At 54.0% G+C, this 24,337-nt stretch carries 22 protein-coding genes; 11 read left to right on the top strand and 11 right to left on the bottom strand.

From position 1 onward, the window contains the following. The first annotated feature begins 518 nt into the window (after nucleotides 1–518). Both feoA and feoB read left to right on the top strand, forming a co-directional pair. The gene (gene feoA, locus ABIB18_RS20055) at nucleotides 519–746 is read left to right on the top strand and encodes a ferrous iron transporter A (protein ID WP_046289418.1); all 228 of its coding nucleotides are present in this window, start codon (nucleotides 519–521) and stop codon (nucleotides 744–746) included. Then, the gene (gene feoB, locus ABIB18_RS20060) at nucleotides 743–3,076 is read left to right on the top strand and encodes a Fe(2+) transporter permease subunit FeoB (RefSeq protein WP_256150699.1); all 2,334 of its coding nucleotides are present in this window, start codon (nucleotides 743–745) and stop codon (nucleotides 3,074–3,076) included. The genes feoA and feoB overlap by 4 nt, the downstream gene beginning before the upstream one ends. 51 nt (nucleotides 3,077–3,127) lie before the next feature. Here the strand turns inward: feoB and ABIB18_RS20065 are convergent, their stop codons facing one another. Further along, nucleotides 3,128–3,685 carry a TetR/AcrR family transcriptional regulator gene (locus ABIB18_RS20065; protein WP_069729908.1) on the bottom strand — a complete coding sequence of 186 codons (558 nt, stop codon included), beginning with the start codon at nucleotides 3,683–3,685 and terminating at the stop codon, nucleotides 3,128–3,130. Nucleotides 3,686–3,837: 152 nt separating this feature from the next. Here ABIB18_RS20065 and ABIB18_RS20070 point away from each other — a divergent pair, with 152 nt between their 5' ends. Further along, complete coding sequence (locus tag ABIB18_RS20070) at nucleotides 3,838–4,692, top strand: oxidoreductase (RefSeq protein ID WP_354475409.1); 855 nt, start codon at nucleotides 3,838–3,840, stop codon at nucleotides 4,690–4,692. Further along, the gene (locus ABIB18_RS20075; RefSeq protein WP_031378101.1) at nucleotides 4,682–5,719 is read left to right on the top strand and encodes an NADP-dependent oxidoreductase; all 1,038 of its coding nucleotides are present in this window, start codon (nucleotides 4,682–4,684) and stop codon (nucleotides 5,717–5,719) included. Before ABIB18_RS20070 ends, ABIB18_RS20075 begins: the two co-directional genes overlap by 11 nt. Nucleotides 5,720–5,905: 186 nt before the next feature. Here the strand turns inward: ABIB18_RS20075 and ABIB18_RS20080 are convergent, their stop codons facing one another. The 5 genes from ABIB18_RS20080 to ABIB18_RS20100 all read right to left on the bottom strand — a co-directional run bounded on the left by ABIB18_RS20080 (nucleotide 5,906) and on the right by ABIB18_RS20100 (nucleotide 11,992). Continuing rightward, a complete protein-coding gene (locus ABIB18_RS20080) occupies nucleotides 5,906–6,928 on the bottom strand; it encodes a tyrosine-type recombinase/integrase (RefSeq protein WP_354475411.1) in 1,023 nt (340 codons plus the stop codon). A gap of 664 nt (nucleotides 6,929–7,592) precedes the next feature. Continuing rightward, the gene (locus ABIB18_RS20085) at nucleotides 7,593–8,885 is read right to left on the bottom strand and encodes a CitMHS family transporter (protein ID WP_031378103.1); all 1,293 of its coding nucleotides are present in this window, start codon (nucleotides 8,883–8,885) and stop codon (nucleotides 7,593–7,595) included. Nucleotides 8,886–9,180: 295 nt separating this feature from the next. Then, nucleotides 9,181–10,326 (bottom strand): L-dopachrome tautomerase-related protein, encoded by a 1,146-nt coding sequence (locus ABIB18_RS20090; protein ID WP_238585860.1) that lies wholly within the window; start codon nucleotides 10,324–10,326, stop codon nucleotides 9,181–9,183. Continuing rightward, complete coding sequence (locus ABIB18_RS20095) at nucleotides 10,323–11,015, bottom strand: RraA family protein (RefSeq protein WP_354475414.1); 693 nt, start codon at nucleotides 11,013–11,015, stop codon at nucleotides 10,323–10,325. The genes ABIB18_RS20090 and ABIB18_RS20095 overlap by 4 nt, the downstream gene beginning before the upstream one ends. After that, on the bottom strand, nucleotides 11,012–11,992 hold the full coding sequence (locus tag ABIB18_RS20100) for a hydroxyacid dehydrogenase (protein ID WP_354475416.1): 981 nt from the start codon (nucleotides 11,990–11,992) through the stop codon (nucleotides 11,012–11,014). Before ABIB18_RS20100 ends, ABIB18_RS20095 begins: the two co-directional genes overlap by 4 nt. Before the next feature lie 94 nt (nucleotides 11,993–12,086). Between ABIB18_RS20100 and ABIB18_RS20105 the strand changes: the two genes are divergently transcribed. From ABIB18_RS20105 to ABIB18_RS20130, 6 genes are all read left to right on the top strand, one after another. Continuing rightward, complete coding sequence (locus ABIB18_RS20105) at nucleotides 12,087–12,974, top strand: LysR family transcriptional regulator (RefSeq protein ID WP_046289414.1); 888 nt, start codon at nucleotides 12,087–12,089, stop codon at nucleotides 12,972–12,974. Nucleotides 12,975–13,092: 118 nt separating this feature from the next. Continuing rightward, nucleotides 13,093–13,503 (top strand): DoxX family protein, encoded by a 411-nt coding sequence (locus ABIB18_RS20110; RefSeq protein WP_031378106.1) that lies wholly within the window; start codon nucleotides 13,093–13,095, stop codon nucleotides 13,501–13,503. A 39-nt stretch (nucleotides 13,504–13,542) separates the two neighbouring features. Then, nucleotides 13,543–14,214: a sugar dehydrogenase complex small subunit gene (locus ABIB18_RS20115; RefSeq protein ID WP_354475419.1), complete on the top strand. Its 672-nt coding sequence runs from the start codon at nucleotides 13,543–13,545 to the stop codon at nucleotides 14,212–14,214. Beyond that, on the top strand, nucleotides 14,201–15,793 hold the full coding sequence (locus ABIB18_RS20120) for a GMC family oxidoreductase (protein ID WP_046289413.1): 1,593 nt from the start codon (nucleotides 14,201–14,203) through the stop codon (nucleotides 15,791–15,793). Before ABIB18_RS20115 ends, ABIB18_RS20120 begins: the two co-directional genes overlap by 14 nt. Further along, nucleotides 15,793–17,160 (top strand): c-type cytochrome, encoded by a 1,368-nt coding sequence (locus ABIB18_RS20125; protein ID WP_354475421.1) that lies wholly within the window; start codon nucleotides 15,793–15,795, stop codon nucleotides 17,158–17,160. Before ABIB18_RS20120 ends, ABIB18_RS20125 begins: the two co-directional genes overlap by 1 nt. Before the next feature lie 11 nt (nucleotides 17,161–17,171). After that, entirely contained in the window at nucleotides 17,172–17,639 is a 468-nt protein-coding gene (locus tag ABIB18_RS20130; protein ID WP_031378109.1) for a GlcG/HbpS family heme-binding protein, read from the top strand. 15 nt (nucleotides 17,640–17,654) lie between these two features. Here the strand turns inward: ABIB18_RS20130 and ABIB18_RS20135 are convergent, their stop codons facing one another. The 5 genes from ABIB18_RS20135 to frlA form a co-directional block, all read right to left on the bottom strand. Next, nucleotides 17,655–17,858 (bottom strand): hypothetical protein, encoded by a 204-nt coding sequence (locus ABIB18_RS20135; RefSeq protein ID WP_031378110.1) that lies wholly within the window; start codon nucleotides 17,856–17,858, stop codon nucleotides 17,655–17,657. Continuing rightward, nucleotides 17,839–18,570 carry a GntR family transcriptional regulator gene (locus ABIB18_RS20140; protein ID WP_031378111.1) on the bottom strand — a complete coding sequence of 244 codons (732 nt, stop codon included), beginning with the start codon at nucleotides 18,568–18,570 and terminating at the stop codon, nucleotides 17,839–17,841. The genes ABIB18_RS20135 and ABIB18_RS20140 overlap by 20 nt, the downstream gene beginning before the upstream one ends. A gap of 99 nt (nucleotides 18,571–18,669) precedes the next feature. Beyond that, entirely contained in the window at nucleotides 18,670–19,455 is a 786-nt protein-coding gene (gene frlD, locus ABIB18_RS20145; RefSeq protein ID WP_152659118.1) for a fructoselysine 6-kinase, read from the bottom strand. A 99-nt stretch (nucleotides 19,456–19,554) separates the two neighbouring features. Next, on the bottom strand, nucleotides 19,555–20,577 hold the full coding sequence (gene frlB / locus ABIB18_RS20150; RefSeq protein ID WP_354475424.1) for a fructoselysine 6-phosphate deglycase: 1,023 nt from the start codon (nucleotides 20,575–20,577) through the stop codon (nucleotides 19,555–19,557). Between the two features lie 21 nt (nucleotides 20,578–20,598). Next, on the bottom strand, nucleotides 20,599–21,939 hold the full coding sequence (frlA, locus tag ABIB18_RS20155; RefSeq protein WP_089562206.1) for a fructoselysine/psicoselysine transporter FrlA: 1,341 nt from the start codon (nucleotides 21,937–21,939) through the stop codon (nucleotides 20,599–20,601). A gap of 724 nt (nucleotides 21,940–22,663) precedes the next feature. Between frlA and ABIB18_RS20160 the strand changes: the two genes are divergently transcribed. Next, a complete protein-coding gene (locus tag ABIB18_RS20160; protein ID WP_354475426.1) occupies nucleotides 22,664–24,328 on the top strand; it encodes a ShlB/FhaC/HecB family hemolysin secretion/activation protein in 1,665 nt (554 codons plus the stop codon). Nucleotides 24,329–24,337 lie beyond the last annotated feature (9 nt).

Genomic DNA, 24,337 nt, shown 5'->3' on the forward strand with positions numbered 1-24,337 from the left:
AATGGGATACTGAAGGGGTCAGTTTGGATATAGAGAATGATTGTTCGTTTAGCACATCATTTAACCACATCAGTCCGTGAGGGATTGATTTAGTACCAGTGGCTATCGCTTTTAAATTATCGCCTTAGCAGTATCGCATTTAGGTTATCTGATCAGACAAAACCCACGGCAACCGCCGTAAAGCGCAGGAGTACACCCTATTGCGATAACGTAGCCTGTTAAAAAACAGGCTTACCGTACAATAATTTCCGATCTCCAGACTGACCCCTGATTGTCTGGTGTGGCGGTAAATCCGTCATGTCTGGCAGGGCACGGTTTTAAGCGGCGGCCGGCACGGCTTGCGGGTATCTGACTACCCGCGAGCCTGTCAGATGCTGACGTTACGGACTCAATCTGCTGTTAGTTGAAACAGAGTTGACGTTTCCTGACATTAATCCGCTTCGCCTGATCTTAGATCAAATTCCGGAATGCTTATCATTTATATAATCACTGCCTCTTACCACCAACCAGATGGTTATATGTCGATGAACATGCACAGTACCTATCGAATCCTCGGCTATCAGCCCGCGGTGAATCCGGCCTGGCGTCAGAAATTACTCACCATGGGCATGCTCCCGGGGGCGGTGATTGAGATTATCCGTGTCGCACCAATGGGCGACCCGGTGCAAATCCGTACCCGCCGGGTGAGTCTGGCGGTGCGTCAGCGTGACCTCGATGCCATCGTTCTTGAGGAAATGGTCTCATGAAAAACATAACCATTGGGCTGATCGGTAATCCTAATACCGGTAAAACAACTTTATTCAATCAGCTCACTGGTGCCCGCCAGCGGGTCGGTAACTGGGCCGGTGTGACGGTCGAGCGTAAAGAAGGACAATTTTTTACTGCTCAGTCTGATGTACGGCTTATCGATCTGCCCGGCACCCGGTCTCTCACCACGCTCTCGGCTGAAAGCTCAATCGACGAAAGTATCGCCTGCCAGTATCTGTACAACGATCACGCCGATTTGGTGATTAACGTGGTGGATGCGTCGAACCTTGAAAGCAATCTGTTCCTGACGTTTCAGCTACTCGAACTCGGTGTCCCCTGCATTGTGGCCCTCAATATGCAGGATATCGCCGCCAGCCAGAATATCGTTATTGATGTTGATGCCTTGTCAGCGCGGCTGGGCTGCCCGGTGGTCTCGCTGACTTCGACCCGCGGCGAAGGCATCGCACAGCTCAAGGCGCTGATTGATCATCCGCACCGCTACACCGCACCAGAGCGGGTGCGCTATCCGGAAAATGTTGAAGCCGCGATTACTCAACTTTGCACGCTGATGCCTGCTTCGATATCGCCGCAAAAACGTTACTGGCTGGCATTACAGTTACTGGAAGGCGATATCAACAGTCAGCAGCTCTGCCCGACGCTGGTGCCGCAGTTGCCGGCGATCGTTCAGCAGGCCGGTGGTGATACCGGGGTGCTGATTGCCGATTACCGTTACCGTGCGATCCACGCACTGTGCGCCGCAGTCAGTAACATTCATCACGCCGCGCCCGGCAGCCTGACCAGCCGGATTGATAACATCGTGCTGAACCGCTGGCTGGGTATTCCGATCTTTCTGGCGGTGATGTACGTGATGTTTGTATTGTCGATTAATATCGGTGCCGCGTTACAGCCGCTGTTTGACAGCAGCTCGGTGGCGATATTTATCCACGGTGCGCAGTGGCTGGGCTACGTCTGTCATTTTCCGGCCTGGCTGACCGTTTTTCTGGCGCAGGGGATAGGGGCGGGCATCAACACCGTGCTGCCGATCATCCCACAGATTGGGCTGATGTTCCTTTTCCTCTCGTTTCTGGAAGATTCCGGTTATATGGCACGCGCCGCCTTTGTCATGGATCGCCTGATGCAATCACTGGGGCTGCCCGGTAAATCCTTTGTGCCGCTGATTGTTGGATTTGGCTGCAATGTGCCTTCGGTTATGGGAGCCCGTACTCTGGATACGCCGCGTGAACGGCTGCTCACGGTACTGATTGCGCCCTTTATGTCCTGCGGAGCGCGACTGGCCATCTTTGCAGTATTCGCTGCCACTTTCTTCAGCGCCCATGGCTCCAGCCTGGTCTTTTCACTCTATCTGCTGGGTATTGTGGTGGCGATCGTTACCGGCTTAGTTCTTAAGCACACTTTGCTGGGTGGCGAAGCCTCACCCTTTATCATGGAACTGCCGGTTTACCACCGACCGCATCTGAAGAGTCTGCTGATCCAGACCTGGCAGCGACTGAAGATGTTTGTGGTACGGGCCGGCCGGGTGATTATCCTGGTCAGTATGTTAATCGGCGTGCTGACCAGCTTCTCGTTTAACGGACAGCCGGTCGACGATATCAACCACTCTGCGCTGGCCACCACCAGTAAGCAGATCACCCCCGTTCTGCTGCCTATCGGCGTAATGCCGGATAACTGGCAGGCTACGGTCGGTTTAGTTAGCGGCATCATGGCCAAAGAAGTGGTGGTCGGTACGCTTAACAGCCTTTATACCAGTGAAGCCGTGCAGAGTGGCACCTTTGACCCACAGCAATTCAATCTGATTGACGAGCTGAAGGATTCGCTGACCGAGACCTGGGCTGGTCTGACAGCCGCATTCAGTATCGATGCGCTGGCCCATCCTATCGATGCCAGCAAAGGTGATGGCGAAATGGCGGCGGGCCAGATGAGCGTGATGTCGGCCAAATTTGGCGACGGCATTGCGGCCTACAGCTATCTGATTTTTGTCCTGCTGTATGTTCCCTGTGTATCGGTGATGGGCGCCATTGCCCGTGAAGCGGGCCGTAACTGGATGCTGTTCTCATTCTTCTGGGGACTCAACATCGCCTATACCACCGCCACTCTGTTTTATCAGAGCGTCACGTTTGCCGAGCATCCTGCGTTCAGCGCCACCTGCCTGATCAGCGTGCTCGCAGTGAATGCGCTGATCCTGCTGGCCATGCACAAATCGGGCAACCGGATAAAACAACATCCGCTTACGCTGCCCGTGGTCACCAGCGGCTCGGGCTGCGGTGGCTGCAAAAGCAGTTGTGGTAAACAGGATAGCTTCGCGCAGTAATCCTGACCTCTCCCGCCGGCGGTGCTGCAAAGGCCGCTGGCGGAGATGGAATCAGCCCCCAGCCGGCTTATTAAGTATGTGCGCACGGCATACCTGAAGTATTTCCTCTGCCAGCGGATCGTCATCCGGACAGGCCCGCGATAACACCATGGCACCGACCATCTGGGCAATGGTGGTGATTAATTCCGCCCGGTCGCTGGCGGCCTGCCCGCTTTCGGTGGTTAACGCGGCCAGTTGATTCTCCAGCCCGGCGGCAAAGGCCTGTTTAACCTCGTCCGGCTGGCGGGCGGTATCCGCGCCCAGCGCCGCCATCATACAACCTGTGGCCATTGAATCACGGTGGCGATGTGACAGGTAATCCGCAATAAACGCCTCCTTGTCTGCCCCTTTCAGCTGCGCGGCTGCCTGAGAAAATCCACCGGCCACCGCCTCCGTCATCAGATCGGCTTTTGACTGAAAGTGTTTGTAAAACCCACCGTGGGTGAATCCCGCCGCTGACATCAGTTCTGCCACGCCAATGCCGTCAAACCCTCGGGCACGAAACAGTTCTGACGCTGTTTTCACGATATGCGCCCGATTTGCCTGTACCTGCTGTTTAGACACTTTCATTGCTGACTACCTCCTGCTTATCGTGACGCCATCATACATTTATGATGATCGTAATCAAAGCGACTGACATTATAGATTATGAACATCATCATTGGTCCAGTTTCTGACCGCTGAATCTCATCATTGCCATTATTTAATCAAAGGATCCCGATATGAATGTTAAACCTGTGGCGCTGGTTACCGGGGCATCATCCGGTATCGGCAAAGTCACCGCTGACAAACTGATCGCTGCAGGTTACCGGGTATATGGGACCAGCCGGCGCGACAGGCCAGCAGGCGACCACGCTTTTCCATTGCTGATGCTGGATGTGACCAACGATGATTCGGTTACTGCGGCGATAGAAGAACTCCTGCAACGGGAAGGACGCATCGACCTGCTGGTGAATAACGCCGGATATGGCATTGCGCCGGCAGCCGCTGAAGAGAGTTCAATCGGCCAGGCAAAACATCTGTTCGATACCAATTTCTTCGGGATGGTACGGATGACCTGTGCCGTGATCCCTCAGATGCGCCGCCAGGGCGGGGGACGCATCATCAATATTGGCTCGATTATCGGCCTCATCCCGCTGCCTTATGTCGCGCTGTACGCCGCCAGTAAACATGCGGTTGAAGGCTATTCCGAAGCGCTGGATCACGAATTGCGCACTCAGGGAATACGAGTCTCTGTCATCGAGCCGGCGTATACCCGCACCGATTTTGAGAGCAACAGCCAGCAGGCGGACCTTCCGCTTGAGGAATATGCGGCGATACGCAACAAATTAACCGCCGTTGTCAGTCAGGCGATGGCGAAAGCAGAGCAGCCAGAGAGTGTGGCTGATGTGATTGTAAAAGTGGCGCAAAGCACTCAGCCAAAGCGGCGCTACACGGTCGGCAAATTAGCCGGCAGGCTGGCGTTTCTGCGCCGATTTGCACCCGCCGGCCTGCTTGATAAAGCGGTACGCAATAGCCTTCAGCTCGACGACCGACGGGCCACTGAACCGAAAGGGCAGAGAGCCAATGGAGAATAAAACCCACCGCGCGTTTACCTTTAAACGTTACGGCAAGCAACCTCAGAGCGGTTTTCAGTCGATAACCTTACCGGCGCCGGCGGCAGATCAGTTGCTGGTTGAAGTCTATGCCGCAGGCCTCAATCCCATCGATAATATGATACCTGCCGGTATATTTAAGCTGGTGCTGCCGTTAACCTTACCCGCGGTTATCGGAAGCGATCTGGCCGGGATTGTGGTTGCCACCGGAAGCCAGGTCACGCGCTTTAAGCCTGGCGATGCGATCATTGCCAGCACCTTTGACAGTGATTACGGCTCGCTGAGCGAATTTACCCTGGTGAATGAAACTGCGGCCGCGCTGAAGCCGGTCAATCTCGATTTTATTCAGGCCGCTTCGCTGCCGATGGTGAGCCTGACGGCCTGGCAGGCGTTGATCGAACGCGGCGGACTGCAGCCAGGCCAGAAAGTCTTCATCCCCGCCGGTGCAGGCGGCATCGGTTCGTTGGCTATTCAGCTGGCTAAACTGTCAGGTGCTACGGTTGCCACCACGACCAGCAGCGGCAATGTTGAATGGGTATCTCGCCTCGGCGCAGATCGGGTGCTGGACTACACCAGACAGCCGTTTGAGGCGGAACTGCGGGATTATGATCTGGTGCTGGCTACGTTGAGAGGAGACGAGATTGAAAAGTATCCGGATATTCTCAGGCCCGGCGGCAGGATAATCTCTCTGGTTGGTCCGTTAGACGTCGGGTTTGCCCGGGCACGCCGACTCAACGTCATCATTACCGCGATCGTCGGATTACTAAGCCGCCGGATAAAACGATTGGCGAAAAAACGCGGCGTGGCATATTCATTCCTTTTCGTCCGGCCTGATGGCCAGCAACTTCGTCAGATCGTCCAGTCTGTTGAGGCGGGAGATATCAGACCGGTTATCGATAGCGTATTCCCGTTTGATGAGGCGGCCGCGGCGCTGCTCCATTTGCAGCAGGGACATGCAAAAGGAAAAGTAGTGGTGGCCGTAAAGCCCGACCTGCTAAGCCGCGCCTGACAGAGGATGCGCGGGCGTTATTTCTGCTCATCGGCGGGAAACAGCGCCAGTTAGCCGTTATCGGGCTATGTCGCTGATCTGACAAGAACATCAGGATAGTGAGTACCGGCTTACACACAGGCTGTCCACTTTTTCTGTGGATAACTTCTGGCAGCAAAGCGAAAGACTGCGATCCGTTACCTGCGGTCAGTCTGTGTGCTGTTCCATGAAATCCACCATAGCGCCTTTATGGGCATCGACATGGCGAATATAACGCATCAGGGTTTCCGGTTTTTTCCAGGTACCCTCCTGCATAATCTGGGCGATAGAGTAGCCTTTGGCGGCCATATCCTGCGCTGCGCCGACGCGGGCGCTGTGCCCACTCCAGCCGGTGTAGCGGTTTTTATTGGCATTAACAGGACCGTTATTTCCAGCGGCAGACCAGGCGCGGGAGAAAATCTGTTCCAGTGCCCGGGTACTCATCGGCGCCCCGGCAGTGATCACCCGACCAGAGCGGTGCACTGCACTAAACAGGTAAGCATCAGGCTGGCTGGCAAGACCCGCCGCATCAATCCATGCTTCAAGCCGTTGCGTTGAACGGGAACTCAACGCTTTAACCAGTCCGCCGGTCTGAACAACGGTTTTGGTCCAGCCGACGTCGAGGATCACTCTTCCATCCGTGGCGTGAGAGACATCCCGCACCCGCAGTCGTGCCAGCTCACTGATACGCAGCAGAGTCGCGTACGCCACGTGTAAAAATGCTAAATCACGCAGCTCCTGCAAGCGGAGTGAACGGCTCCACCGCTCATCCAGCGCCAGCAGATCGGTCAGTCTGAACGGTACGGCTTGTCCGGCTCGTTCTCCTTTCATCACCGCTACCCGATTTATCTTCTTCATGGCACGAAAAACCAGCGGCGAGTGATTAGGGGCCGGCAGTCCGGCGTTACGGTGTAACATTGAGATCAGCGCGGCATGTGACGACACGGTTGAGGATGCCCGTCCGCTCTCTGCCAGAAACGACAGATAATCTCGCAGATCGTCGGCTGCCATAGGCAGAAAACTGCGCTGATTATCCTCTGCCCACTGGCTACAGATCCGCATTACGCTCAGCAGCTGCCGCCAGGTATTGGGTGAAAAAGCCTCTTTGTCCTGAACAAATTGTTTTAGCTGTTCCGTGATGTCAGCATGCGGCGGGTTACTCAGATTGGCCAGCGGGATTAACTTCGTCATTTCTGCTCGTTTATTGACCTTTTTTTGCCGGTGATCGCGCTACGTCAATTCTGTGATACCGGCAGGGGGATAACCGGCCAGAATTCACGTAGCGTTGCCATTTTTTACCCTGAGACTGGCGGGTATCCAGCCTGAGCGCACAGCATTTCATTAATCTGACTTCGTATAAGTACAATTATACGAACTCAGTTGCGTAATGAACAGCGATCATTGATCCGTACTGCGACAACCGCAGGAGAGGATTGCCGAAGCCAGCGGGTAGCCAGCTTCAGGCCATTTTGCGCTACGTCTTACCTGAGTCTATTCTGGCATTGGCATTGGCATTGGCATTGGCATTGGCATTCATCTCACACCTGCATACCAGGGATTGTGCGGCCAAAGTTCTGACATGTTATTTTTTTATACTTAACAAACTCGCTAATTAAAAAACCAGAGGCTTTGCTGTACCAGTCAGATTAAAAATAGATTAACAGTGCTGCAAATTTTAATATTAATTTTTTTATTAAAGGAACATGCATTTTTCAGAACAGCATTAATCTGATTGATAAGGTGATTCTGCCAGGCAGATTCATCATCGATATTAAACCCGTTAAAATTTATATGATGCACGTTGCCCTAAGCAGGCAAGATGATATTTCAATCGATCATCCTGCTATTTTTAAGATTAAACGTTCTGATAAAAAGGGAAGGCACCCAGTAACAGGCAGGTTAAAAAGAACACGATACTGGTAATAAATGACCAGCGTAACGTGAATCGCTGCGTCTGGGCGTAATCCAGTTTCAGCATGCCCACCAGCAGATAGGTCGATGCGACCAGCGGACTTAATATATGAACCGGCTGGCCCACCAGCGCAGCACGCGCCATCTCTACTGGCGCAATACCATAATGGCTGGCTGCCTGAACCAGAACGGGCAACATACCAAAGTAAAAAACATCATTTGAAACCAGCCAGGTTACCGGAATACTGATCAAGGCGGTAATCACGGCTAAATAAGGACCTAACGCCGCAGGAATAACGTTTACAATCGCCTGCGCGAGTGCATTTGCCATCCCTGTTTCTGAAAAAATCCCGGTAAATACCGCCGCCGCAAAAATTAAGCTGGCAACAGAAAGAATCGCCGGAGCATGCCGGCCAAGCTGCTCCTGCTGCTGGTCGAGACGAGGAAAATTAACCAGAAACATTATTGCCGTCGCCAGCATAAACAGATAGGCCATTGGCACCAGGTCCAGCACCAGCAGCGTAATGAGTGCAATGGTTAATACCCAGTTTGTCCAGAAGCGCCAGCTTGCACAGGCTTTAGCTTCGAAGACCAGCGGGGGCTTCTCTGCCGAATCGCCGTTCCAGCCAATTCGTTTGCGTTCATGCCGTCCCAGTATAAACGCCATGACAAAAGTCCAGATCACACAAGCCAGTAAGGGCAGCATTAAGGGAACAAACAGCGTGCTGATCTCTGCATGTACGGCTGTTGCAGCACGTGCCGTCGGGCCACCCCAGGGAAACATATTCCCCAGGCCGGTGCACTGTAATAGCAAACACGCTGATTTTAATTTCGACAACCCGATGCGCTCATAGATCGGCAGAAACGCGGAAAGCACAATCATATAAACGGTTGCACCATCGCCGTCCAGTGCGACGATAAAACCCAGCAGCACCGTGCCGAAAAATATTTTCACCGGATCACCATCTACGGCTGAAACAATTTTCTTAATGATCGGATCGAACATACCGGCATCTGTTACGCTCATAAAATAGAGCATGGCGAAAATCAGCATGACGCCGGTTGGCGCAACGGTGCGCAATCCTTTAATTACCATATCGCCCGTCTCTAAACCATTCCCTGCTAATAATGCAAACAGGGTTGGCACCACAATCAATGCCGTCAGGGCAGAGAGCTTTTTGGTCATTAACAGACCAATAAACACGGCTATCATGAGCAGACTGATAATAAGTAACATATTTTATCCTGTTGCAGGGAGATCGCCCGTCCGTCAGCGACAAACAGAAAACGTATCGGATTTTAATTCAATGCGATGTGCACTAACGTTATTATTAATGATTCAGCCATTATCAGAAAAAAATGATGCTGTTAACAATCAATAAAAAGATTATTCATGTGCGCTGACACATGTTTTTAAAAAATTTAAAATCACGCAAAGTGATGATGATTAAAGGCGATACTTACGCCTGAGAACGATTAATTACTTTCTGGCTAAAGCCTGATTATTCGGCCCGAATTAACGGGCCTGTCAATTATTGATGATCGCGCGGTGAAGGCGCGACCGGCAAACTCAGCCGATAGAGCTTAACCGGGTACTCCACCACAGACGGCTTACCGCCGGTTGTCGCCGGAGTCCGGTTAATCTGCGCCGATGGCATCCAGAGTTGCCCCTCAGAGATCCACATCGCATCAATCCAGACCAGTCGGGGATCCTGAATCACCGTGCTCACATCACCCTGCGGGGTAATACGTTTCACCGAACGCGTGTTGATATCCGATGCATAGAGATTGCCGTCAGCATCAATAGCGGTACCACCGGTGCTCCAGGTTTCAACAAACTTCTGTGTGTGACGGGCAACCTCTTCAGCCGTTAGCGTTGCATCATTAAGATAACGGGTCTCTATTCGCGCCATCGGCCCCGGAATAGCCTGGTAATAGAGCCATTTGCCATCAGGAGAGACTTCGAGCTGATCCAGTCCTACCCGCTTTTCACGCCCGTCGCGTAAGAAAAGCTTTTTCCCATCAGCATAGATTGGTTGATGATCGATGGAGAGCGGGTGATTATCCAGCACGCGCCAGCTTTGGCCATTTTTCAGGTTCAGCACCACCAGCCCGACTGCGCCTGGGTCAGTGATATAGGCAAAATCACCATTAAAACGGACATCATCCAGATAGCTGGCGGGCTTCAGCGTGGGAGCCCTGAAGAGATAGCTCGCCACAACTTTGCGCGTCTGAATATTGATGCGTACCAGTTTGGCGCCGCCTTCTACCGCTTTGTCGCCGGTACCGATCCCTTTATTGCCAGCATCCATGACCCACAGATCGCCATCAGGGCCAAATCGCAGCGCATTAACATGTAAAAAATGATGGGACGGGTCCTTGCTATCCCACTGATTCCACGCCTTGTCTGGCCAGGCTTCGAGTTGCCCGTTCTTCACTTCAGCCAGCTGCAAACCGGTGCCTTCAGACTGTGTCAGCGAAGCAAAAATGCGCCCATCCGCGCTGACCGTAACGCCATTCCAGACGCGCGGTGAAGTTTCAACCTGCTGCAAACGACTGTCCTGCTGCGTCGGCAACTGAACCGGCAGCTGATCCTCGGCAGCGACACAGGTTGTTGTCATCATTGCCGACAGCAGTGTCAGCAGGCTGAGCGAGCGGGTATGTTTTTTATTGATCACAGCGGGCACCCCTTAGCACGTAAAATCGCGTTAAAACGTTCCAGATCGGCGGTGCCCTGCCGGTTATTTTCGCGAATGCGCGCTTCGCGCTGCTCATGTTCACGTACCCGGGGCAGTAACGACGCGAGCTGCTGCTGTGGAATCGCAATCACACCATCCGCATCGGCAACGATTAAATCGCCTGGTGCCACCACCAGCCCCGCGCACTGTATGGTGACGTTGATCTCGCCAGGGCCTTCCTTCGAGGGCCCGCGCAGCGTATTTCCCCGGGCCCAGAGAGCGACGCCGCCTTCTGCCCATTCGTTGATGTCCCGAATCGCGCCATCAATGACAAAACCCGCGATACCTTTCGCCAGCGCGGAGGTACGCATCAGCCCACCGATCAGCGCCTGGGTAAGATCGCCCGATCCATCAATGACCAGAACATCGCCCGGCTGGGCCATCTCTATCGCTTTGTGGATCATCAGGTTATCGCCGGGACGGACCTTGACCGTCAGCGCCGGGCCGCAGAGTACATGCTGCGGGTCATTATGATAAGCCTGTAATCCGGATGCGCCGCAGCTGCGTCCCATGCAGTCTCCGATATTCGGCACCGGTAAACGGCGGAAGGCGTCGATGGTGTCAGCATCGGGCAGGGATCCACGTTGCCCAATAAAATAGCCAGCAGGCCAGCGGTTATCGGTTGTCATGAGCGTTCCTTAAGTACAGTTCGGTTAACACAGGTCACTGGATTTACCGCATGACCTGCCAGAAAATCGAGACACTGACGCGCCGCAAAACGCGCCACCGCATCCAGCGCTTCAGGTGTCGAGCCGCCAATGTGCGGCGTCAGCAGCAGATTGTTCAGCGTGCGAAAAGGGTGATCGGCGGGGAGAGGCTCCGAGGCGACGGTATCCAGTCCGGCTGCGAAAAGCTGACCGTTACGCAGCGCCGCATCCAGCGCGGCTTCATCGATTAACTCACCGCGCGCGGTGTTGATGATCACCGCGCCGGGCGGTAACAGCGCCAGCGTGCAGCTGTTCAGCATCTGACGTGTTGCCGCATTGACCGGGCAGTGCAGGCTGATTACGTGGCTTTGGGTCAGCAGGCTGTCCAGTGAACTGACCTGTTCGCCAGGCAGATTTGTCTGCTGATCGCCAACCACCGGATCGTAAAAGCAGACGCGCATCCCGATTGCGTGTGCAATACGGGCAACCCGCTGGCCAATTTCACCAAAGCCCACCAGACCCAGCGTCTTGCCGCTGAGTTCAATACCGCCGCCGTTGCGGGTCCAGCGACCCGCCTCGATTTCCTGTTGATACCAGCTTATGCGGCGTGCCGCGTTCAGCATCAAGCCGATGGTCAGTTCAGCCACCGACTGCGCATTGGTGCCGGGCGTGGTAAATACCGGAATGTGCTGTTCGGTAGCCGCCTCGACGTCAATATTGGTGACGCCAACGCCGTGTTTACAAATCACCTTCAGGCTCGGGCAGGCGGTGATGGCGCGACGGGAAAGGGCAACCGTGCGGGAAATAACCGCATCAAAAGGGATGCGCGCCATCACTCTCTCAACCTCGGCCTCATCCTGGCTGTCATGCAGGTAATGTACTTCGCATCCTGCCTCGGCCAGTGCGTGTTGTCCTCCGGCCCCTAACGTCGGGGCGGTCATCAGGATTCTCCAGCTCATGTGTTACTCCAGTGTTAATTTTCATTTAGCCTGGCAGGTTGAATTGATAAATAATATTCTCTGTTCTTTATGATTTGATTCCTGCGAGGAATGAATGGAGCTTAAAGACCTGCGTTACCTGGTGGTGGTACGTGAAACCGCTCACCTTGGCAAAGCGGCGCAAGCCCTTGGTATTACTCAGCCGGCGCTGACAAAGTGCATTCAGCGCATGGAAAAATCATGCTCAACGCGGCTGATTCTGAAGGTGGGACGCGGGATACAATTGACGGAAGCAGGGTTACTACTTTGTGAACGCGCTCAAAAAGTTCTGCACCTGATGCAGGTGACGCAGCAGGATTTAAATGCCCTCGGCGCGGGAACCGCCGGGGTGATCCGCCTCGGTGTTGCAGCTACCGCAGCCGAATTTATGCTGCCGCATTTAACCCGTGAATTACTGCAGCATGCGCCTACCGTGGTGCTTGAAGTGCAGGTAGGGCTGAACGATCTGCTGCAGTCACGGCTGCGGGAAAACAAACTGGATTTGATCCTGGGATTTTTACCGGATAAGAGCGATGAATTTATTACCCGCCCGTTGATGGAAGATCCAGTGGTGGTGGCTGCCAGCTGCTTTCATCCACTGGCGGGTTTGCATCCCACGCCTGAACAACTGAACCGTTTTCAGTGGTTATTACCCTCGCCGCAGGTTGCGACCCGGCAGTGGCTTGAACAACGCCTGCTGAGCGGCGGCTATGCCGCGCCAAAAGTGCAGATGGAGAGTAATACTTTATCGCCGCTTCGCCAGGTATTGGCGCAGACTCAGCTGTTGAGTTTTCTTTCGCGCCGCCTGTTGCAGGAGGAGATGACTCCACCGTCGCTGGTAGAAATCACACTGCCGCTGGTGATCATGCCGCGGACTTTTGGCTGGCAATACCGATCGCTGAGCGAACTGACACCAGCCGCACGATTGCTGGTTGAGCTGGCTGAAAAACGCTGGCAGTGGTGAAACCTTTTTGAGCGCGATGGCGATGCGGTGAAATGACTCACCGCACAAAAAGTCAAAAAAAATTTATTGATTGAGGCCTATTTTAAAAATAACAACGCTTACCTCAAGCTAATAAAAAATGAAAAATTATAAAATGTTTATCTGGGCTTTATCGCGCCTGCTCGCTGTCGCACTTTTTTTCACATCCGGCATCGATAAAATAATTCATTACGATGAGAACTTAATTTTGATGCGTCAAAACGGCGTGTCAGATTATTTTCTACCGTGGGTTATTTTGCTGGAAGTTGCAGGCAGTCTCGCCATAACGTTCGGATTTTTAACCCGTTTTGTTTGCATTTTCATGGTGATTTTTTCTCTGCTTTCCGCATTTCTTTTTTATCCCGGTTATTCGCACGCCCATCTGATGGTGTGGCTGAAAAATATATCCTGCTGCGCCGGATTCCTGATGCTAATAATTCACGGTGCCGGCCCCTGGAGCATCGATAAATGGCTGAATCAGCGGATTCAAAATAAAAAATACGCCGTTTAATCCGCATTATTTCTTACCCTACCTACACCTGGAGGAAAAATGAACAGGCGTACATTCCTGCGCATGATGATTTCATCAAGCGTCATTATCAGCGTGCCCGCTATCATGCCTGCTGCGCTGGCCGGGTCCGGCAGTGAAGAGACATTACTTTTTGTCAGCCAGACCTTAACGGGTCGACAGGGACTGGATCCGGCCATCTGTCAGCGTCTCTATCTGTTGCTATCCCGCCAGACGCACGATTTTGACCAGCAACTTACGCGGCTGGCTGAACGCTTACGTCGCCATATCCACCTGTCGCCGGAAGAGCGTCTCGCGCAGCTCTCTGAAGAGGAGGTTACAACCGCGCTGTCCATTATCACGCCGTGGTATCTGGGCTATACCGGTAATCCTGCCATTACCCGCGCCACTGACGACGCGCAGTTTGTCACGTTCCTCTCGGCATTGATGTATGAGCCAACGGCCAGTATTACGCCACGCCCCTCCTATTCCCAGCGCGGACATGATTACTGGCAGGCGGTGCCAGAGGGTGTAACTGCGCCCCCGATGCCGGAAAACATCACCGCCTGGGGCACCGACTCACCGCGTGCAGCCCGCGTTATCACCGAGCCGCAGCCCGAATGGCTGGCGATGGTGGAAGGGCGAGCCAGAACCCATGCCGATGCGGTGCGTCTGCTGAGCCATGCAGAGGACGTAAATCATGACGCAGTATGATGCCGACGTGGTGATTATTGGCTCTGGCGCACTGGGCGCCAACGCAGCCTGTCAACTGGCCAGAGCCGGCAAGTCGGTGATTATGCTGGAGGCGGGACCCTACATTCCGCGCTGGAAAGTGGTAGAAAATTACCGCAACAGCGCCAGCAAGCGTAACTGGTGCGCGCCTTATCCGAACCTGCCCTGGGCACCCAATAGTTATACCGATGGCTACATTGAGGCGCACGGCGATGCGGATTTTCAGTATGTCACCAGCTTTCTGAAAGTGGCTGGCGGCAGTACCCGCCACTGGGCATCCGCCTGCTGGCGGCTGTTGCCGAATGATTTCAAACTAAAAAGCGTTTACGGCGTTGGCCGCGACTGGCCGATAGATTATGACGATCTCGAACCCTGGTATCTTCTCGCCGAGCGTGAAATTGGCGTAGTGGGCAGCGCTGATGAGGATCAAAGCGGTCAGGGCCGGGCGGCATGGCCACCGCGTTCCGCGCCTTATCCTTTGCCACCGGAAGCCAAACCCTACATGGTGCAACGGATGCAGGCCAGACTTGGGCCGCTCGGTTACCAGGTGATACATGAACCGCATGCCCGGATTTCGCAGCCTTACGATGGTCGTCCAGCCTGTGCCGGCAACAACAACTGCGAACCGGTTTGTCCCATCGGTGCCATGTATTCCGGTGATATGCATGTCGATAAAGCGGTGGCGCTGGGCGTTGATCTGCGCACTGAATCGGTCGCCTGGCAGCTGGAGAAGGGCGCTGGCAATCAGATCGTCGCGGTGCACTACCGCAAACCTGACGGCCGTAATGTGCGACTCCGCGCGAAAAAATTCATCGTGGCTGCCCATGGGCTGGAAACTGCAAAATTGCTGTTGATGTCGGAGGTGGCGAACAGTTCCGATCAGGTTGGCCGCAATCTGATGGATCACACCGGTTTAAGCATGACGTTTCTGGCGGATGAACCCCTCTGGACAGGCCGTGGTTCCGTTCAGCACGGCAGTATTGCCACCCGACGCGATGAGCCGAGCCGTGCCCAACACTCTGCCATTCGCTATTCGTTGCGCAATCTGGTGCCGAATATTGACGTGACACCGTCACTGCTAAAGCAAGGGCTGATGGGACGTGAACTTGATGCGGCGATTCGCGATCGCGCTTCGCGCATCATGAACATCAGCACCATGAGTGAAACTCTGCCCAGCCCCACCAATCGCGTGATTCCGCACCCGAGCCGGCGTGATGCTATCGGACTACCCATGCTGCAGGTGAACTATCAGCTGGACGGTTATGTCCGCGGCATGCGTGCACAGGCTTACCGGGATTTCGCTAATTTTCTGATGGCCTTTAATGGCGAAATAGTTGAGGCACCCACAGGATGGCGTAATCAGTATCACATCATGGGCACCACGATTATGGGCGACAACCCACGCGACTCGGTGGTCGATGCGCACTGTCGCAGCTGGGATCATTCGAATCTGTTTCTCGCCACCACCGGGGTCATGCCAACCTCAGCCACGGTGAATCCGACGCTGACCGGCATCGCGCTGGCGCTCCGTCTGGCTGACACCCTGATTCGGGAGTTGTAATGATGCGAATGACGCTGGTCTTTCTGTTGCTGCTTCCGGTGCTGGTGCGGGCACCCCCTGATGAGGCGACGCTTAAGCGCGGTGAATATCTGGCGATTGCAGGTGATTGCTCGGCCTGCCACCGCAATCCCGATAACGGCAACCCCTTTTCTGGCGGTTACCGGATCTCATCTCCTCTGGGCGATATCATCGCCACCAATATTTCTCCCTCACGGCTGAATGGCATTGGCCGTTATTCACTGAGCGACTTTCGGCGCGTAATGCGGGAAGGCCGACGACCGGATGGCGGTTATCTCTATCCGGCAATGCCTTACACCGCCTTCGCATCGATGACCGATGCGGACATTGACGCACTCTACAACTACTTGATTTACGGCGTACCGGCGGAAGATCACCGCGTGCCTGAGACGCAGCTTCCATTTCCGTTCTCTGTCAGATCGATGATGTCCGTCTGGAATGCCCTGTTTCTGTCTCAGGAAGCCCTGCCCGCCGGAAGTCCTGATCAAATCAGCACAACGCGCGGTGAATATCTGGTGAAAACGCTGGGGCACTGCGGCAGTTGCCATTCACCACGCAACCTGATGATGGCAGAGAAAAGCGGGAGCTTTTTGCGTGGAGGCGAAGTCGGCAGCTGGAATGCCCCCGATCTGACTCAGGCCCATTTGTATGACTGGTCAGAACAGGCGCTGACTACCTATCTCAAAACCGGCTCGCTGCCGGGCAAAGCCATTGCGGCGGGTGAAATGGGCACTGCCGTAGAGAATTCCTTCTCACGTCTTACTGATAATGACCGTCACTCTATTGCCCGCTATCTGTTAACGCTGGGAGAAGCGCCGGCAAAACCTCAGGCTCTTTCCGCGCCGGACAAGTTTAACGTGGTGTCGGTTGAATCCGGGCCGGCGGCAACGCTTGAGGATGCGATATCCGGCAATCATCTGAGTGGGGCGCAGCTCTACAATGCCGCCTGCGCCAGCTGTCATGGGGCAGAGGGCGAAGGCACTCACGATAATCCGCAATCCTTTCCGCGATTAACCGGCAGCTCTGCAGTGATTGCGGCCGATCCCGCCAATCTGATTATGACCGTTGCTGAAGGGGTCAATCGTACCACCGAGGCCGGGCACGCTTTTATGCCTGCCTTCGCCCATCAGATGAGCCGTGGCGAGCTGACACGCCTGCTGGATTACGTTTCAACCCGATTTGGTAAGCCCGATCAATCTGTCACCGAAGCGCAGGTAGAAAAGGTATTGCTACAGCCTAAAAACAACCCCTGGCTGCAGCGCGCGCCGTGGATCGTTTTGTGTCTGCTGGTGCTGCTGCTTATCTGCCTGCTGCTGAAGCAGTATCGCGCCAAAAAAATGAACCGGTAAAAGGAGAAACAATGAAGAAAACACTTTGTACCTCGCTCTGCATGCTCGCCACGCTCTGGACAGCGACGGCTGATGCCACCCTGACCCAGACGATCCTCAGCGCTGAAGATGCACAGCACATGATTGCCCGGGCTGAAAAGCAGGCGCAAACCCTGAATGCGCAGGTTTGCATCGCGGTGCTGGATCAATCGGGCCAACTGCTGGCGTTTAAGCGAATGGATAATGCGCCTATCGGCTGTATCGACTCTTCGATCCAGAAAGGACGTGCCGCCGCGCTTTATCGCACCTCAACCGATCGCTACATGGCGCGTGCCAATGGCGCTGAACCTGCCATCGCCACGCTGCCGGGAATGGTGCCGCTGGGCGGCGGGTCGGTGGTCACCCTGAATAGTCAGGTCACCGGTGCGGTTGGCGTCAGCGGCTCAGCCAACCCAAATGAAATTGCCATTGCCAAAGCGGCCAGTGAGGCGCTGAATTGAGGTAGCCGAAGCCGGTCAGCTCACCTGGTGCAGTAACGCCACATCCGGGTGAGCGACATCCATTCCGTCACGCTGGCGGTAATTGTGTCGCAGCTCTGGAATAGCGGGATCATCCAGACGCGATCGCGTGCGGCTGGTATCCAGACGCGATGTAGCTTCAGGGTTGGGTTCAGCATCATCCCAGCCGATACGGCGATTTTCAGTGACGATGGTTATCAATTGTCAGGCTTACACGGTTTGCCCGACAGAACAGCTCTGAATAGTGCACCGGTTTGTCGTGCTGGTCGTAAGCGATCTTACTGATGCGAAACAGCGGTTCGCCCAGTTCGCACTGCAGTCTGAGCGCTTCGGCTTTGGTGGCGGTGAAAATATCGATGGTTTTTTTGTCGCTGACCACGCGGCTGTCATATTTTTCATGGAAAAGTTTATAGGTTGACGCACCGACGCGATAAACCTGATCAAAGCCGGGATACCGCGAGAGGGGGATCCACGAACAGTCGATAAACAGCGGCTCGTTATCAAGATACATCACCCGCAGCAGGCGAAACATTTCGCCATTGCCAGCAATATTAAGCCTTTCGCAGAAGGGATCACTGCTGACACGTTCCTGTTCAATCACCTCTTCACGCGTCGGTTTTCCCTGCGAGACGCCGAAATCAGTGAAACCGCTCACCGTAAGCAGCGCGTTCTCAACTTTTTTGCTCTGCACAAAGGTGCCTTTCCCCTGCCAGCGGATCAATACGCCATCGTTAACCAGCTCGGTTATCGCCTTACGAATGGTAATGCGGCTGACGTTATACAAGCTGCATAAGTCGCTTTCGGTCGGGATTTGCTGGCCCGGCAGGTAAGTGCCCTGCGCAATATCATCCAGCAGGCGCTGACGTACCGTGGCATAGAGCAATTGATGTGAATATCGCGCCGTCGCTGGCATGAGTCGACCCTGACAGTTGGAAACAGTGGAGGTGATTATAGGAGGCTTTAGGGCGGAGTCATAGGGGTTGGCGCGCCCAGCGTCACGCCAACGCAGGGATTACCAGGCGCCATGATAGCGCAGTGTGCGGGCGGCACAGCACGATCCCTGCTGCATGGCCTTTACGATCGGCAGGCCGGCAGCAACCGCGCAGAGAAAGCCAGCAATGTAAGAATCACCGGCCCCCATCGTATCCACCACGCTCACCGGTTCAGGCGGCATACGCCAGAACTGCTTACCATCCCAGGCGAGACTGCCATTTTCGCCCAGCGTGGCAATCGCGACGCCCGCGCCGCACTCTACTACGGTTTGCAGTCGGTCACGTAGCCAGGCCGATTCGACATGCGCCGACGCAAACAGGTAGTCAAGATGCGGCGGTAAACTCTGCCACAGCGGGTTTTCCCATTTATCGGCAAAGTCGAAGGAGACGATCCTGCCCGCCGCTTTTAACGCCGGCAGCGCCGATTCCGCATGCCCCCAGACAGCCGAATGGATCATATCAAAGCCGTTAAGCCATGCCAGATCTTCATTAGTCAGTGTAAAATCCGCCATAACACCTTCGGTGTAATCGCCCAAAATGCGGTCGTTGTCGCGCAGCTCAACCTGGGTCTGCGCGGTCACGCCAGCTTTAGTGTGAAGATGCGAAATATCGACACCTTGTTGCAGCAGGTCGCGCTTCAGCAGCGCGCCATACGCATCGTCACCGACCCAGCTCACGCAGGCAGACTGCATGGCGTAACGTCTGCTGTAGACCGCGACATTCACCGCGTTACCGCCGGAAAAGGCTTTGTTGAGTTGAGGATAGATATCCACGCAGTTATCGCCTACCGTCGCCAACCGCATAATCCCGTCAGGCTGCGCTGTTGCACCTTCAGCTGCATTATCCTTTTTCATTTCGCTTCTCCTGGTCGCTACGCCCGGCCCTCATCAGGCCGGGCAAAAGGATTAATACTCAACCAATCCGCCGTAATAACGGCGATCGTCCGGGTTATGATCTTTATAAATAGAGAGGTAGTAGCAGAGCCACTCCATCGGGACGAACATCAGGAAAGGTGCCAGCCACGGATGCAGTCCCTGAGAAATCTCCGCATAATCAATCACGATCACCTTATCGGTGCGCTCGCGCACGAAGCGAATTGCCCGCTCGGTGGTATGACGACTCTCATCGCTGCCCAGCAAAAACAGGAAAGGTACGCCAGGCTCGACGACTTCAAGCGGCCCGTGACGAAACTCGCCGCTCTCAATCACCGAGCCGTGCGTCCAGGTAAACTCCATTAAGGTGACAATGCCCTCTTTATAGCCGAGTGGACGCAGCGGACCGGCCGATACGGTATAGATCATCGGCCACTGACTCGCCTGTTCACCAAGCTGACGGCCTTTATCTTCCCATGTGCGCACCAGATGCCCCAGCGCCTGCGGCAACTTACGCAGGTCATTTTTGATTTTGCCGATCTCGGTATGCGGTGAGAGACGGGTAATCATTTCGATCACCACGCTGTAGCAGAGCAGCAGGTGTATCTCCCAGATACAATCCGCTTCATAGGCCAGAACATGGTCAGCCGCCTGGGTAATCGGGCTGTCGTGATGTTTAGTGAAGGCAGCCGTGAACGCACCGCAGGCCGCACCCAACTCCAGCGCCTTAATCACCTCCTCGGTTTTACCGTAATCCGAGACGCCAATAACCGCGCAGCGCGCATCGAGACGATGCGGCGTGTTATCGCAAAATTCCCAGCCGGACAGCGCATAAACCTGCAGGCTGGAGAAGCGATCGGCGAGGTGCTTTGCCGTCTGGGCGGCATTGAGCGGTGACCCACAGGCAACGAAGTAGATGCGATCGATTCCGCGCTGTACCATCTCATCAACCATGGCGTCAACGCGCGGCACATCCCGTTCCAGAATCTTTTCAACTTCCGGTACCATATTTTCAGTTACCAGAAAATCCACACTGCGTTTATCAATATTCAACATGAAACAACTCTCCAGACAGGGTTAAGAAACGTGAGCCAGACGGCGATTGCGCTTTTCCCAGAAGGCGTAAGCGGGCAGACCGGTAGCGATGACAATCAGGGCGCAGATAAGCCCCGGAACAGGCGCCCATACGAAGGTAGACGCCACAAGAATCAGGCTGGAGGCGATAGCGGCGAAGGTCATCAGACCGAAGGCGGGCGTGCGCCACAGCGGTTTGTAATCGTCGCGTTTGCGACACCAGATGATGGAGCTGAAGGTGAGGGTGTTTTTAAAACACATTACCAGCGTAAAGTAGCCGAGCAGGCTGGTGAGATCGGAAACGAAGATAAAGAAAATACCGAGTGCGCATTGCAAAATGATCGAGACATCCGGCGTGTTGAATCGGGGATGAACGTGAGCAAAGCTTTTGAAAAACAGCTTGTCTTTGGCCATCGCATATTCCAGCCGGGGCTGATACATCACACAGCTGGAGAGCGAGCCGAGGATGACAATAATGGCCGTCACCGCGACAAAAATACCCGCTACGCTACCGAGCGCCGGTATATAGGTGAGAGCATCGGAGAGCGGCGTTTCGGATGCAGCCAGTTTGTCGAACGGCATTAGCCCTGAAATCACCAGCGCTAACAGCGAGTAGAGCACCAGAACCAGCAGGCAGGATCCAATCAAGGCGCGTGGCATCGTTTTGCCCGGATTTTTGATTTCGCCGGTCATGTAACAGATCGACGCCATGCCGGTATAGGACCAGCTGGTGGCTGAAATTCCCGCCAGCAGTGCCATAAAGCCTGCTGTCGCGCTGGTCGTTACCGTACTCTGCGCGACGACAAAGTTGTCACCTTTTAGCCAGAAGATACCGATGCCGATCACGATGACAAAAGGAATGATTTTGGCGATGGTGATCAGCGTCTGAAAGGTGGCTCCGCCTTCTACCGAACGCAGATGCAGCAACATAAAAGCCAGAATCAGCCCGGTCGCTACCAGCTTGCCGCTCAGCGGATCGAGTGGGATCAGAAAGCCCAGATTACTGACAATCGCCAGCGCCATGATCGAGAGTGACGGCGCATCATTCGCCCAGAAGCTGGCCCAGCCAGACAGAAATGCCAGCGGACGACTGCCGGCGTTTTTCAGGTAAATATAATCGGCGCCGTTCTCAGGATAGGCAGTAGAGAGTTCCGCATAGACACACATCTGGGGAATGACGATAAGCCCGCCAATAACAAATGCCAGCACGGTAAGCCACGGCGTGCCCGCCGCTTTTGCAACTTCACCCACCGAAACGAAGATACCGGAACCGACGGTGGTTCCGACGGAAATTGCCAGCACGGCCCAGAAGCCGAGCTTGCGTTGCAGATCCTGGCTTTCCATATCGTTACCTTTTTTAATTTTCAGGGTTGTAGGGTTACGAGCAGCTCGTCGAAATAACGCCAGCAGAAAGCCGCATGTCCCTGAACGGCGCGGGTCATGGATAATCAGCCAAATGATTTAGTGACGAGATGACTCATAACCAATATAACAACACATGATGAATGTGATTGGCGAGGCAGATCACAATTTCATCACAATTGGCGACGATGAAAGCTTATTGGCAATCAATGCATTGATTTATATGAATATAATATTTCTGACGGGTAAAGCCGGGAGCATGCGACTCGTCATTACGCAGCAATGTCGGAATCAGTCGGTAAACCCTGATTTTCGCTGTGGTAGCGATTAAACGTCAAAACCCACCAGCGCCAGGCTGGTACTGTTTTTTGCGCTTTTCAAGGCGGATATTCGCGTTATCTCTACCACTAATCTGTCGGGAGAAAGAAATTCTGGTAAATGATTGGTTAATAATTACAGTAAATTCTGACATCCGATGAAATACCCTCAGCGTAACAATTAATAGTTCACCCAGCGATTCAACAAGTAAGAATATTCAAAACACCTGACTATTTAACTTAAGTAACGACATCCCACTCATTATTTTAGCTGTAAAAAACTATTCTCGTTATTTGTTCATTATCACTTTTATCCGATTGTTGAGATGTTATTCTGCTTTTCATTACAAATGGATTATTTACAATCACAATTACTTAAGCATTTAACTATGATAGCCAAAACAGGGAAGTGGCGGATATTGCTTGCCGCACTAATAACTTTTCAGGTTTCAGCTGCGCCGCTGAGCCCGGCAGACCGCGATCAGATTCAGGAACAACAGCAACAACGCCTGCAGGATAATCAGCAGCAGCGCGATACGCTGCTAAATGCGCATCAGATTACACTGCCTGCACTGTCTAAGGATGATCCACAGGGCCCCTGTTTTCCAATCCCGCAAATTATTATTGCGCACGCAAGCCTGTTATCTGAAGCGACCACTACACGTCTCACGCAACCTTATCTGAATCAGTGTCTGCATTTAAGTGAAATTAAACAGCTCATACGTAATATTTCCGAATGGTATATTCAGCGCGGTTATATCACCAGCCGCGCTTTTTTAACCGAACAGGACCTGACACAAGGTAAGCTCAGTATCACGGTGCTGGAAGGTAAACTGGAAAGTATTCGTCTTGAGGGCAGTGCCTCTCGCCAGCTAAAAATGGCATTCCCGGGTCTGGAAGGCAGGATCCTTAACCTGCGGGATATAGAGCAGGGCATGGAGCAGATTAATCGGGTGCGAAACACGCCGGTACAAATCGAAATCCAGCCTGCGCCACAGCCGGGCTATTCCATTGTGAATCTCACCGCTAAACCGCAGTTTCCGCTATCCCTGATGCTTAACGCTGACAATAGCGGACAGAAGAGCACCGGCACCGGGCAACTTTCCGCGTCACTGACAGGAAATAATCTGCTGGGCATTGCCGATCGCTGGTTTGTCAGTGGAGGGCGGAGTAGCGCCTTTAGTGAGTGGCGTGACGCGCAAAATCTCCAGGCAGGCGTCAGCGTGCCGTATGGCTACGGTCTGCTGGATTACAGTTACAGCTGGAGCAACTACCACAGCAGCTTCGTTAACAACAACTTCAGCTGGCTAAGCAACGGAGACAACGTTTCTCATCGTCTGAATGGATCATGGGTACTGTTCCGTAATGGAGATGTCAAAACCGGGGTGCAACTCGGTCTGAATCACTATGTCAGCCACAACTACCTCAACAGCACACTGCTTCAGAGCAGCAGTCGCAAGCTGACCAGCCTGCAGGCTGGCGTTAATCATACCCAAAAAATCTTTGGTGGCGTCGCCACGTTTAATCCGACGTTTAGCCGCGGAATGCCGTGGTTTGATGCGGAGAGCGATGCGGGTAAATCGGACGCGTTACCAAAAGCAGAGTTTCGTAAATGGAGCCTCAGCGGCAGTTTCCAGCGCCCGGTAACACAGGATGTGTGGTGGCTCAGCAGCTTTTACAGCCAGTGGACGCCCGATCGTCTGTATGGCAGTGAACGCCTGACTATTGGTGGTGAAAGTTCGGTGCGTGGCTTTAAAGAGCAGTATCTCTCTGGCAACGTCGGCGGTTATCTGCGCAATGAACTGAACTATACCCTGCTGACGTTACCGGTTATCGGCCAGGTTAACAGCACGCTGGCGCTGGATGGCGGCTGGCTGAAGCGTGACCAGCAGGATCCTTACGGTTCAGGTTCTTTATGGGGCAGTGCAATCGGCATCGGCACCCGCAATCAAACCGTCTCAACCCAGTTCACGCTGGGCATTCCGGTCAGCTATCCCAGCTATCTGGCCCCGGATCATCTCAACGTTTACGCCCGCGTCACCCTGGTTTTTTAAGAGGCAAAG

It is taken from the genome of Pantoea sp. UYEF8, assembly GCF_040546285.1.
Classification (GTDB): Bacteria; Pseudomonadota; Gammaproteobacteria; order Enterobacterales; family Enterobacteriaceae; genus Pantoea; species Pantoea brenneri.